This window comes from Streptococcus mitis (assembly GCF_001281025.1).
Taxonomy (GTDB): domain Bacteria; phylum Bacillota; class Bacilli; order Lactobacillales; family Streptococcaceae; genus Streptococcus; species Streptococcus mitis_AK.
This window is the reverse complement of sequence record NZ_CP012646.1, coordinates 932,421-945,545: the sequence shown is the minus strand read 5'-3', so window position 1 is coordinate 945,545 and position 13,125 is coordinate 932,421. Positions and strand designations below refer to the sequence as shown.

The 13,125-nt window shown below is 41.4% G+C and carries 11 protein-coding genes; all 11 read right to left on the bottom strand.

Features of this window, described 5'->3' with window-relative positions; genetic code table 11:
* Window positions 1-6: 6 nt before the first annotated feature.
* A complete protein-coding gene (locus RN80_RS04625) occupies window positions 7-1,371 on the bottom strand; it encodes an amino acid permease (protein WP_060627822.1) in 1,365 nt (454 codons plus the stop codon).
* Window positions 1,372-1,446: 75 nt separating this feature from the next.
* Complete coding sequence (gene greA / locus RN80_RS04620; RefSeq protein ID WP_000818748.1) at window positions 1,447-1,929, bottom strand: transcription elongation factor GreA; 483 nt, start codon at window positions 1,927-1,929, stop codon at window positions 1,447-1,449.
* 60 nt (window positions 1,930-1,989) lie between these two features.
* Window positions 1,990-3,684, bottom strand: coding sequence for an endolytic transglycosylase MltG (gene mltG / locus RN80_RS04615; RefSeq protein ID WP_060627820.1), 1,695 nt, complete (start codon window positions 3,682-3,684; stop codon window positions 1,990-1,992).
* A gap of 79 nt (window positions 3,685-3,763) precedes the next feature.
* Window positions 3,764-4,258, bottom strand: a complete 495-nt coding sequence (locus tag RN80_RS04610) for a GNAT family N-acetyltransferase (protein ID WP_049499017.1) — start codon at window positions 4,256-4,258, stop codon at window positions 3,764-3,766.
* A gap of 8 nt (window positions 4,259-4,266) precedes the next feature.
* Window positions 4,267-4,722, bottom strand: coding sequence for a GNAT family N-acetyltransferase (locus tag RN80_RS04605; RefSeq protein WP_049499018.1), 456 nt, complete (start codon window positions 4,720-4,722; stop codon window positions 4,267-4,269).
* Window positions 4,723-4,731: 9 nt separating this feature from the next.
* Window positions 4,732-6,066, bottom strand: coding sequence for a UDP-N-acetylmuramate--L-alanine ligase (gene murC / locus RN80_RS04600; protein ID WP_060627818.1), 1,335 nt, complete (start codon window positions 6,064-6,066; stop codon window positions 4,732-4,734).
* 10 nt (window positions 6,067-6,076) lie between these two features.
* Window positions 6,077-6,694: a divisome accessory protein ZapJ gene (locus RN80_RS04595; RefSeq protein WP_045612040.1), complete on the bottom strand. Its 618-nt coding sequence runs from the start codon at window positions 6,692-6,694 to the stop codon at window positions 6,077-6,079.
* Between the two features lie 47 nt (window positions 6,695-6,741).
* The gene (locus tag RN80_RS04590; RefSeq protein ID WP_045612042.1) at window positions 6,742-9,840 is read right to left on the bottom strand and encodes a pilus expression-regulating Snf2 family helicase; all 3,099 of its coding nucleotides are present in this window, start codon (window positions 9,838-9,840) and stop codon (window positions 6,742-6,744) included.
* A 93-nt stretch (window positions 9,841-9,933) separates the two neighbouring features.
* Window positions 9,934-11,100, bottom strand: a complete 1,167-nt coding sequence (locus tag RN80_RS04585; protein ID WP_060627816.1) for a MalY/PatB family protein — start codon at window positions 11,098-11,100, stop codon at window positions 9,934-9,936.
* Between the two features lie 7 nt (window positions 11,101-11,107).
* Complete coding sequence (locus tag RN80_RS04580) at window positions 11,108-12,202, bottom strand: cystathionine gamma-synthase (RefSeq protein ID WP_060627814.1); 1,095 nt, start codon at window positions 12,200-12,202, stop codon at window positions 11,108-11,110.
* A gap of 164 nt (window positions 12,203-12,366) precedes the next feature.
* Window positions 12,367-12,822 (bottom strand): hypothetical protein, encoded by a 456-nt coding sequence (locus RN80_RS04575; protein WP_060627812.1) that lies wholly within the window; start codon window positions 12,820-12,822, stop codon window positions 12,367-12,369.
* Window positions 12,823-13,125 lie beyond the last annotated feature (303 nt).

Sequence of the window (13,125 nt, the reverse complement as noted above, 5' to 3'; positions counted from 1 at the left end):
TCAAATCTATTTTCTAAATTTCCACTGGCTATAAATCCCGAAACCGATAATCCAGATAGCTGATCCGATTGCTCCGACAAATGTAGACTCTTGTAAAAAGAGAGTTACAAAGACAAAGGCAAAGAAGAGCATGGTTAAGGGATTTAGGAAACGATAATGGGGCATGAGATAGCCGTCCGCCATAAAGTCCTGTGACTTGCGGTATTTAAGGTGAGCCACCATAATCAAGATATAAATGGCGATATAGACACCTGATGATGATGCCGTAATCAAGGCAAAGGCATCCGACACACCTGGCAAGATGTTGATAAAGGCTGCTAGGGCAATCAAGATTGCTGAGGCAATGATGGCATTTTGTGGCACGTTGTGGCGAGAGAGAGTATCTGCCTTAATTGCTTTTAGGAAGCGATTTGGCGAATCATGGGCAATCTGATACAAATGACGACCTGTTGAGTAGAGAGTTGAGTTAAGGGCAGATGCTGCTGACGTCAAGACGACAAAGTTAATCAAGGCTGCTGCCCACTTGACACCTGCCAATTCAAATACTGTAACAAAGGGAGAATCAGCCGATGCAAGTTCACGCCACGGAATGATAGCCATGATGGCTAAGAGAGCACCTCCATAGAAAAAGGCGATACGCAAAGGAATTTCCTTAACGGCTTTTGGCAAGACCTGACGTGGATTTTTTGTTTCTGAAGTCGTTACCCCGATAAACTCAATCATGAGATAGGCAAAGAAAACCATCTGGAAGGCCATGACAAAGTTAACTCCACCATTAGGAAATAGTGAGAAATTGTCGGCGATATTAGCCAAACTTGCTACTCCATGTGGTGTCTTAAAGCCTGTCAAGACCATAAAGACTCCTGTGGCAATCATAGCTAAAATAGCCACAATCTTGACCATAGCAAACCAAAACTCAACTTCCCCAAAAAGTTTCACCGCAATCAAATTGACCAAGGCTAGAATAGTCAAAAATCCAATCTCAATCATCCAACTTGGCCAGCTAGGGAACCAAAACTGGACGTAGTGAGAGATGGCTGTAATTTCCGCCATACCGATAAAGACAACGGATAGCCAGTAGGACCAAACTGAGAAATAACCCCAGCCCTTACCCAAATGGCGCGTGATAAAGTTGATAAAGGTATGTTGCTCAGGGTCTTGGTAGAGCATTTCTCCAACCGCACGCATCATGAGGAACATGAAGGCCCCTGTAATCATATAAATCAGTACAATGGAAGGACCTGTTAGGCTGATAGAGCGCCCCGCTCCCAAAAAGAGTCCTGTTCCGATTGTTCCCGCAATGGCCATAACCTGCACGTGACGATTGGTCAGACCACGCTCCATCTTATTTTTTTTCTTCTTTGAACTCATAACGTCTCCAATTCAATTTAAAATGGAAAAAGGAGTGAGTGAAGCGCACTGCCTCCCCACTCCTTTTTTCTATTTTTAGGCTGTTTTTTCAACCTTCAAGATTTTTACATCATAGCTACCAACAGGTGTTTCAATGGTTGCTGTGTCACCTGTTTTCTTGCCAATCAAGGCTTGTCCAATTGGGCTTTCATTTGAAACTTTACCCGCAAAGGCATCTGCACCGGCTGAACCTACGATAATATAAACTTCTTCCTCGTCCTCACCAATTTCTTGGATAGTGACTGTTTTTCCAATCGCCACTTCATCATCGGCAACTGAGTCGCTATTGACGATTTCAGCATAACGGATTTTTGTTTCCAAGCTAGAGATTTGTCCTTCGACAAAAGCTTGTTCATCCTTAGCTGCTTCGTATTCACTGTTTTCTGAAAGGTCACCATATGAACGGGCAATCTTAATGCGTTCTACCACTTCTGGTCGGCGGACCAATTTCAATTCTTCTAATTCTTTTTCAAGTTTTTCCTTTTCCGCTAGGGTCATAGGATATGTTTTTTCTGCCATTTTTCTCAACTTTCTTTCGATAGTATTGAATCTCTATCTGAGATTCTCATTGTTGTAGTCTTAGTTTGAACTACTATTTTGAGTAAGCTTGCTATTGACGTGTTCAGCTACATTACGATCATGCTCTTCCTGTGTCACTGCGTAATAGACTTTACCATCTGTAACATTGGCTACAAAGTATAGGTTCTCACTCTTTGTTTGGTTGATACTTGCTTCAATCGCGTCCTGACTTGGACTATCTACTGGACCAGGCATCAAACCAGGTTTTGTATAAACATTGTATGGTGAATTAATTGATGTATCAATTCCAGCATCATCTGCTAGGCTAATATTTTGACCAAGCTTCCCTTGGGCATACAAGATTGCAATATTGCTTTGAAGTGGCATACCAAGGTTCAAACGATTGTAGAAGACACCTGCAATCAACTTACGGTCTTCAGTCTTAGCACCTTCTTTTTCAACAAGTGAAGCAATTGTTAGCAATTCATTGACTGTCAAGTTTTTAGACTTAATTGCACTATAGTGCGGAGTCAAGGTCTTATCCATAGCTGCCAACATCTCATCAATCAAACTTTCAATAGTTGTGCTTTCCTTGATAGAGTATGTCGCTGGGAAGAGGAATCCTTCTAAACGATAACGAACTCCACTTTCTTTCGTTGGCAAGCTTTCGAGTAGGTTTGGATATTTAGCAACTTCTTGACTGATAAAGTTGTCATCTTGAACTTTAGCCAAAAAAGCTTCCGCTGTCAAAGGCTCTTTAAATTCACCTTGTAATTGGCCTACAGCTTGGGCGATTTGATCAATCGTATATCCTTCTGGAATCGTTAAATCTGCAAGTGAAGGTTCTTGAGGTTCAGGAGTACCACCTTTTTGGAGTTCCTTAATGATATCCTCTGTACTCATGCTCTTTTGCAAATTGTAATATCCAGCCTTCAAATCTGAATAATTTTTATATTTAGCATAAAAAGCAAAAATCACTCCGTGTTTAATCACACCAGAATTTTCAAGTACTGAGCCAATTTCTTGGACATTGGATCCTTCTGGGATTTGAACAGTTACATACTGCTTAGAATTAGCGTCAACTGGTAATAAAGATGACTGGACGTACTGGTAACCGAAGTAACCACCTGCCGAAATCAAGGCAAGGAAAATCAGTAGAGAAATGAAGAAAGCCTTCAAATGTGATTTTTTCTTCTTGACTGGTTTAACTGTCTCACGACGACTACGACTCGGAGTTTCAGAAATGACTTCAACAGCTTCCGTTTCCATAACTGGTTCTGGTTTTGTTACTTCTTTCTGAGGCACTTTTTTAGCTTCAGTCTTATAAGAAACAGCTACTCTTGTTGGAGTTACGTTGAAATCTTCTTCGACCTTTTGTGGACGATTAGTCTCTGGCCCTGGAACCGGTCTTGATGGACTTGCTTCAACTGGTGAAGCTGGAACATCTTGACTAGGGTGACGAGGAGTAATCGGAGCTTCTACTCTTGATTCATCTGCCGGTGATGCAGGCATATCCTCACTAGGATGTTTTGGAACACGTGGTGCATTCTCCATAATTTTTTCAACAGCTGATAGGGATGCAACCATAACATCTTCATCTGCGAGTTTTATTTCAGGAACAAATAGAGCTTCTTTTTTCTCTGCAAGTTCAGTGGCCTCTTGGCGAATCCCTTCATAACGTTTTACTTTTTCTAAATCACGTAAAATCTGCTCTTTAAAGCTTAATTTTTCGTCTTCTCTTGGCTTTTCACTCAAAAGTTTATCCTCCTCGTTGACAATCCATAATATTATATCTTAAAAACGAAAGAAAAGCAACCTAGCATGCTTTTCTAGCTTATTTTTTAGCTTCCCAGACCATATCATACCATGTTTCCCCTGCAAAGGTTGACTGGGACTGGCCTTCATTGACAAATCCATGTTTTTCGTAGTAAGTAATGAGATAGTCATGACAGGTTAGGTTAATGCCTTCTCTTTCGTGTTCAAGAGCTAGTTCTTTCAAAGCTGTTAGCAATTTCTGACCTAGTCCTATTCCCTGTGCCTCCTTGGAAATAGAAAGACAGGTCACAGAGATATAACCACCAGGCTCATGACTATAATCTTGTATATCTTCTGTAAAAGACTGATCTTGCAGATGGCGGTGGGGGACAACTGGTCCCTCTATATAACCAATAATCTTACCCTCTTTTTCTGCAACTAGAAAAGAGGTCTGAATTTCTCGCAAATGCGCCTCAAAAACAGAGCGAGGAATGGCTTCTTCGATCGAAAAATTTTCTAGTTCAATCTCAACGATATGATCTAAATCTTCTAATCTTGCTTTCCTAATTTCCATTGTGCCTCCTAAAAAAAGAGATTAAACCAAATCATACTAAAACATTGACTAGCTGCATAAAGCGAATCTGTCTCTTCTTCATCAATAAAACCGTTCATTTCAAAATAGGAAAGCAACTCATCCGGACTCTTCAAACGAATAGCTTTGTAATCCAGCTCAACTGCCACATCTTTCAAAGCCGCAAGAAGAAGCGTTCCCAATCCCTGTCTCTGATGGTCAGCCTCGATGACTAAAGAATGTATTTCTAGACATTTCGGATTGTGTGGGTAAGGACCACCTAGAACATAGCCTAGAAGCTGATTTTCATCCCTAGCTAGAAGAAAGGTATCCGCAGACTTACGGATACTTTCTTCTAAAATATGGGAAGGTTGCTGCTTTTCAGCTGGAAAAGATGTGGCCTGAAGTGTCTCTATCTCAGCCAAATCAGACTTACTTGCCTGAATGATCTTAATTGGAATTTCCATGGGAAAATCCTACTGAACATTGCTTGTCAAGTTAGACAAGAGTCGCTCAAATGAGTATTCATAGGTTTGGATATCTCCTGCTCCCATAAAGACGTAAACAGCATTGTCATGGTCTAGGAGTGGGGAAACATTTTCAACAGTGATCACTTGGTGTTTCTTATTGATTTTATTGGCTAGGTCTTCTACCTTGACATCACCATGGTCCACTTCACGAGCAGATCCATAAATTTGCGCTAGATAAACAGCATCCGCTTGGTTCAAAGCGTGGGCAAATTCGTCCAACAAGGCAATGGTTCTTGTAAAGGTATGCGGTTGGAAGACTGCTACGATTTCTTTGCTTGGATATTTTTGACGAGCTGCATCCAAGGTCGCAATAATTTCTGTTGGATGGTGGGCAAAGTCATCGATAATCACCGTGTCATTGACAATTTTCTCAGTAAAACGACGCTTAACACCGGCAAATGTTTTCAAGTGCTCACGCACCAAGTTCAAATCAAATCCTGCTGTGTAAAGAAGACCAATAACGGCTGTCGCATTCATGATATTGTGACGACCAAAGGTTGGGATGTGGAATTGACCCAATTCTTGTCCACGGAAGTGAACCGTGAAGGTTGAACCAGTTGTTGAACGAAGAAGCTCACTAGCGACAAAGTCATTACCTTCTGCTTCAAAACCATAATAATAAATTGGTGCATCAGACGTAATTTTACGCAATTCTGCATCTTCACCATAGACAAAGAGACCCTTGGTAATTTGTTTTGCATAGTCGTTAAAGGCATTGAAAACATCCTCGAGACTTGTGAAATAGTCTGGATGGTCAAAGTCAATATTGGTGATAATAGAGTATTCTGGGTGGTAGGGCATGAAGTGACGCTCATATTCGTCAGATTCAAAGACAAAATATTTGGCATTAGCTGATCCTCGACCTGTCCCATCCCCAATCAAAAAGCTAGTATCTGTAATGTGAGACAAGACATGAGACAACATACCTGTCGTTGAAGTTTTGCCGTGCGCTCCAGCAACTCCCATGCTGACAAAGTCGCGCATAAAGCTACCTAGGAACTCATGGTAACGTTTGTAGCTGATTCCATTTTGGTCCGCATAGGCAATTTCGACGTTGTTATCTGGACGAAAGGCATTTCCAGCGATAATTTCCATATCACCGTCTAGATTCTTTTCATCAAAAGGAAGAATAGTAATCCCTGCCTGCTCAAGACCACGTTGAGTAAAGTAGTACTTTTCAACATCTGATCCCTGTACCTTATGCCCCATTTGATGCAACATCAAGGCCAAGGCACTCATCCCTGATCCCTTAATTCCGATAAAATGATATGTCTTTGACATGTTTTCTCCCCTATTCAGTAATTCTTGTCAGATTCAACTCTTGGGCAACCTGACGTTCTTGTTCTTTTTGTTGATTCTTTTTATTGTAGATTTGGCTCTTCTTCAGAAAATCATAATTATTTTTCTTTGGACCTGAAGTTTCTTTTGGCTCAGATTGAGTCGAAATATTGCTCACTTCTTCCGCCAAGATGTAATGAGACTGGGTCAATTTTTGACTATATTTGACAAATTCACCAGGATTTTCCTTTTGGAAAGGCGCGGTAGGTTGATTGCCCTGCCTAACTAGACTTGGATGAGAATGGCGTCTTGTAGGAGTAATATCCTTAGTCAGATAACTTGCTGAGCGTTTCTTTTTCAAATCCGCACGCGCTTCTTCACGCGCCACCTCCGCATAGCTCTTTCCTTCTTTTTTAACTCCTAAACCAGATTTCTTAGGTTTCTCTACTGGTTTTTCAATCGGTTTTGCTGGTTTTTCTTCAGTAATAGGGGCCCACTCCAGATAATTCTTATCACGGTATTCTCCCTTGATATTACTGATAAAGTCAGACTCATCATAGAGGTCCATAACCGGCATCTCAGTCAGCATGACCTCGTCATCTGACACCAATGGAAATCGTTCTTCTCTCATTTTCTATTTCCTTTCAACACTTCATTATAGCGTATTGTCTTGATTTTTCAAGTGCTGGCTTCAGAAATTCCCAAAATTTCTCTAATTTCTGCTAGGGTCAGACTGCCACGTGACTCTGTGCCGTCCAATACTTGTGACACCAGATGTTTCTTCTGTTCTTGGAGTTCTTGAATTTTTTCTTCAATGGTTCCCCTGGTCACCAAGCGATAGACCTCAACCGTTTCTTCCTGCCCCATCCGATGGGCACGGCCAATGGCTTGCGCTTCCACCGCAGGATTCCACCAAAGGTCAACCAAAATCACTGTATCAGCACCTGTCAAGTTCAGACCGACACCACCAGCCTTAAGAGAAATCAGAAAGGCATCTCTTTCTCCTTGGTTAAAGGCCTTGGTCATGTCTTGTCTTTCCTTGGCTGGGGTTGAACCCGTAATTTTAAAGGATGTCATGCCCAAGTCTGGCAGTTCTTGTTCAATTTTCTCCAACATTCCCTTGAACTGCGAGAAAATCAAGACACGGTGTCCGCCGTCTGCCACCTGTACCAGCAGGTCTCGGAGACTATCCAGTTTGCCACTGGCTCCCTGATAATCCTCCATAAAGAGGGCAGGAGTATCACAGATTTGGCGCAAGCGCATCAAACCAGATAAAATTTCCACCCGACTTCGCTGAAATTCCTGATCTGAAACTTGAGCTAGACGGTCCCTCATCTGTTGCAACTGGGCTAGGTAGATAGCCTTTTGCTGGTCTTCCAGTTCATTTTTATAAACCACTTCAATCAAGTCTGGCAATTCAGTCAGAACTTCTTCTTTCTTGCGCCGCATCACGAAAGGCTTGATAAACTGAGCCACTCGCTCTGCTGACAATTTCATAAATTCTTTCTTGCTTGGCAGGAGTCCTGGCATGACGATTTGGAAAATAGACCACAACTCACCCAGATGGTTTTCAATAGGAGTTCCTGACAAGGCAAAAACTGACGGCACCACAAATTGTCTCAAGGTCTGGGCAATCTTGGTCTGGGCGTTTTTCATGACCTGAGCCTCATCTAAGAAAAGGAAGTCAAAGGCTATCCCCTGATAAAGATCGCTATCCTGACGGAAGGTGGCATAGCTCGTCACATAGATTTGATGGCTTTCAGCAAGAATCTCTTCACGACTAGCTTTCAAGCCATGAACAACAGCCACATCTAACTGTGGGGCAAATTTCTGAAACTCATCTGCCCAGTTGTAAATCAAACCTGACGGAGCTAAAATCAAAACCCGACTTTCTTTTGTCACTTGACTGGTCAAAAAAGCAATGGTCTGCAGGGTTTTACCAAGTCCCATATCATCAGCTAAAATCCCACCAAAACCATAATAATGGAGCATTTGTAGCCAGCCGATTCCTTTTTCCTGATAATCTCGCAAATCAGCCTGAACCTGAGTTGCTTGTCTAGGGAAGTCCTCTGGATGCGTCAAATCGTGAGCTAGATTTTGGAATTCTTGTGAAAAAGAAACACGATCTCGCCCTTCAAAAAGATGAGCTAAACTATAAGCCAAGGATTTTCGAGCCTGCAAGGTCCCATCTTTTAATTCAAATTGTCCTAGTTCCTGTAGATTTTGGCGAATTTTCTTGGTTTCTTCATCGAAAAAGTAGACTTGATTAGACGAATCAATGTAAAAATCTTGATTGGCAACCAAGGCCTGCATGGCTTGGTCGATTTCCTCCTGGGCAATATCTTGAAAATCAAACTGAATTTCCAAGAGACCTCCCTTGGAAGCAATCTGCACTTGAGGGCTTGCCAGACTATAAAGTTCTTCTAGCTTGTCTGATAGATCAACATTTCCGAGTTTTTCAAAAACTGGAATGATTTCATGGAAGAAATGATAGACAGACTCCGCTTTTAGGGCTTGACGCCAAGATTGAAAATCTGCTTCAAAACCAGCTGCCAAACAGACTTGGAAAATTCTTTCTTCTAAGTCAGCATCACTCGAAAATGGTAATTCTTCTAACTCTTGTCGGTTAGAGACCTGCCTATCCCCATAATCAAACTGAATTTCTAAACGAATCCGATTATCCTCTTCCCTGTCAAAGTAAAAAGAGGGTGCAAAAGTTTTGATTTGTAGACGTTCTGGAGCTGAAACGATCCCCATCTGGCTAAAAAAAGTTAAACAAGAAGCTAACTTATCGCGGTCACTGCTATCAAATTGCAAGTATTTCTTTCCATGCTGATCCAAAGGCAACGCTTTGATTTCCTTGAGAAGACGTATCTGCTGGTCTGTTAGAAAATAAACCTGTCCTTTATGGAAAAGCACAGCTCCCTGATAAAAGACATTGACCCTTGGACTCTCACTGATTTCCATTTCAAAATAGTCCGAGTATTCTGTTGCTGTAAAGGCAAATAGATTGGCATCAGCATGCATATCCTGAAAAAGCAGAGTTTGGTAGCTATCCACTTGATGGTCAAATTGAAAATGGGGCAAGGCCATCAGTAAATTCACACCCTGCTCAAAAAAGGTCAGAGGAAAAAAGAGGTGCCGACCTTGGTTTTGGAAAAAAAGCTCTGGACTAAGTCCTTCCTCCATTAGTCCGCGTAAGAAAGTCAGAAGCTCTTGACTTTCCTCATTAAAGGCTTCCCAAGATAGAGACTCCTCATAAGTTTTACCAATCATATAAGGTTTTCTCTTCTCGACGACTTTTAAAAAGATTGGAATATCCCGAATAACGTAGTATTTTTGGCTATTGATTTGCCCGATTCTAAGAGTCCACAAGATATGATTGCTTCCTGCTTCCACCTGACCCACAGCTGACAACTCATAGGCTCGGTCTGATTTTGGAGACAAGATTCGTTCCAAAAATTTGCTGCCCAAGGTCACCTTGGTTTCAACGGCCTCTTTTTCTTCATGACCTTCTTCCAGACTCTGCAAGATTTCCTGACCACGCTCATCATTTTTCAGAAAATGCTCCAGAGCCGCCAAGTGCACACAGTAGCCCCTCTTTTGGAAAAAATCGCAGGCACAAAAAACCAAATCATCCTCTAAACTATAGCGCAGTTCTTCTTCTGCAACGCGAGCGTAGAGCCGATTATTCTTTTCCTTGATGATGTCAACTTTACCAGTTTCATAAAGGGCAACGCCTTCGATACGGACTTTCCCCGGAATCAATTTAGCCATTTTTTTTACCTTTACCTTATCTTTTTATTATACCATATTTTCCCTTATGAAAATAGCCTTCTAGGGATACTTTTCTCCTAGAAGGCTGGATTTTTAACGTTTGGCAAAAGTCGTCACAATTCGCTGACACACTTCTTGCAGCAGAGATTTAGGCATAGCTACATTGAGACGGGCATGGAGACTTCCTTCCTCTCCAAAATCCAAACCACGGTTGAGGATAACCTTGGCTTCATTTCTCAACAGCTCTTGTAATTTTTCATCAGTCAGGTCATAGGCTGAAAAATCAAGCCAAATCAAGTAGGTCCCTTGCGGTTTCATGACCTTGATTTTAGTCTCTTTTCCAAATAAATCTACCACATAATTAATATGATCTTCAAAGACTTGCTTGAGTTCCTCTAGCCAATCCTTCCCATAGCGATAAGCAGCTTCTGTCGCCAAATAACCCAAGCCTGAAATTTCATGCTGGTTATTGGCCAACTGGCGTTTCTGGTAAGCCAGTCTCAACTTAGGATTTTCAATGACAGCATAGGAATTTTTTGTCCCAGCGATGTTAAAAGTTTTAGTGGCACTGCTCAAGACGATTGCAAATTCTTTAAAAGCTGGATTAATGGTATTAAAAGACTGGTGCTTGTGACCAAAGAGGGCCAAATCTTGGTGAATCTCATCCGAAACCAAGAAAACACCGTGTTTTTGGCAGAGTTGGCCAATCTTCTCCAACACTTCCTTTTCCCAAACACGTCCACCAGGATTGTGAGGGTTGCAAAGAATATAGAGTTTGACCTCCTCTTCTACCAAATCCTTCTCCAGTTGATCAAAGTCAATCTCAAACAGACCATCCTTTTCCACCAAAGAATTGGTAATCAATCTACGGTTGTTCAACTTGACACTGCGTGCAAAGGGTGGATAGACAGGTGTGTTAATCAAAACAGCCTCGCCTTCTTTTGTAAAGGCTTGAATAGCTGTTGAGATGGCTGGTACCACACCCTCGATAAAGACAAGAGCCTCTTTGTCAAAGTGGTAACCGTGTTGTGTGGCTTCCCACTTTTGAACTTCCTTAATTAACTCTTCACTAGCATAGGTATAGCCATAAACCAGTTGATCAGCGTAAGTCTGCACGGCTTGGCGGATTTCAGGCAAGACTACAAAGTCCATATCCGCTATCCAAGCTGGTAGGACTTCACTATCCGTTTCTGCTTCTTTCCATTTATAGGTATGGTGCCCTAAACGATTGGGCAGGCTTGTAAAATCATATTTTCCCATCTTTGTCTTATCCTTCCAAGGCTTGGCGCAAATCTGCAATCAAATCTCTAGCATCCTCAATCCCAATTGACAAACGCAAGAGGTCGTCTGTCAAACCATAAGAATGGCGCACTTCTGCTGGAATATCGGCATGTGTTTGTGTCGTTGGATAAGTAATCAGACTTTCCACCCCACCCAAACTTTCCGCAAAAGAGAAGACCTTGAGACTGTTCAAAATATGAGGAATGCGTTTTTCATCTGCTACTTTAAAGGAAATCATCCCTCCACGCCCAGTGTAGAGAACTTCCTTAACTGCTGGAGAATCCTTCAAAAAGGCAACCACTTCTTGGGCATTGGCTGTTGAGCGCTCCATACGAAGAGATAAGGTCTTGAGACCACGAATCAATTGATAACTGTCAAATGGTGACAAGACTGCCCCTGTCGTATTGAGATTGTAGAAAAGCTTCTCGTATAGTTCTAAACTATTGGTCACAACCACTCCAGCCAAGACATCATTGTGGCCTGCTAGATACTTGGTTGCTGAATGGAGAACGATATCTGCTCCATCTTCAATCGGACGTTGGTAGATAGGGCTGTAGAAGGTATTGTCCACCACCACTTTGGCACCCTTAGCATGAGCTAATTTTGCTAGTTTTTCTATATCAAATTCCAACATCAAGGGATTGGTTGGTGTTTCGATATAGAGAACATCCACGTCCTTTTCTAACTCGGCAATCAACTCTTCTTCTGTATTGGCATAGGTAAAATGGAAACGGCCTTCCTGCTCCACTTGATTGAACCAGCGGAAAGAACCACCGTAAAGGTCACGGACAGCCAAGACCTTACTTCCTACTGGGAAGATACTAAAGGCCAGTACAATAGCTGACATCCCTGAGCTAGTCGCTAGGGCATAGTCTGCGGACTCAATAGCCGCCAAGACTTCTTCTGCCTTACTGCGAGTTGGGTTTTTTGTACGCGTATAGTCAAATCCAGTAGATTGACCAAACTCTGGATGCTGATAAGTCGTTGAAAAATGAAGCGGTGTCACCAATGCACCTGTCGCTTCATCTGACTTAATACCCGCCTGGGCCAAAATTGTGTTAATGTGTAATTCCTTGCTCATACAATTCCTCCAAATCTATAGTAACTATTGTACCACTTATTTTCATCAACTCATTTTCTTCTTTTCAAGAGCTAGCTATAGTTTCAAACTATAGACTTATCGAGTAAAGCTAAAAAGAATCCAGAAAAGCTTCCAGATTCTTTTGTGAAAATGATTGCTGGGGCTTACTTAGACTGAAAGAAATCCTGTTGGGATAAATAGTCATAATGGTCTTTGTTAAATTGATATTGGCCCACATGCTGACTAATCTGACCAACTTCCACGGAAAAAATATAGTCTTCATTTTGATAGTGCCAGTTCAGCCTAACTGTGTTCAAGACTGTCTTATAAGTAAAATCTTTAACTTGATTCCAAGGCATCTCTACGACTTGATTAGAATGATTTTCTGTTACATCATTGATGTCCATCAAGTAGATTCCCTTAGGTGTGAATGCCAGAATCTTAGGCTTCACACTCGACTGAACATAGTAACTTCCTCCTATAACGAAAAAATCAATAAAGGATTTCAACCATGTCTTTTTCTTAAAAGCCATCAGAAAATTCTTTTGCCCTTCAATGTGGCAAGTTGAGAGAAATGATTCAATCTGTTTTTCTGTTGCAAACTCCATAATAGCGCCCATGATGTTACCTCCATAAAAATTAGTAAATAGGCAGATAAGAACTCTTCACATAAAAGAAGAACTTATCATTAGTTGCATTTTATCTTACTTTTTTAGTAGACAGCATCCCTCCTATAAAATCATCCTAGCATGTGCATACTTCAGTTAACACTGGAAGAGGATTTAAAAATAGCGTCTCACGTTTTTGTTATATTCATTATATCATAAATTCAATTAACTAAGAAAAAATGTAAGCACTTTTCTTCCAACTTCGCTATCATTCTATTAAAAAAACGACAGCTTCCTTCGAAACCATCGTTTTTC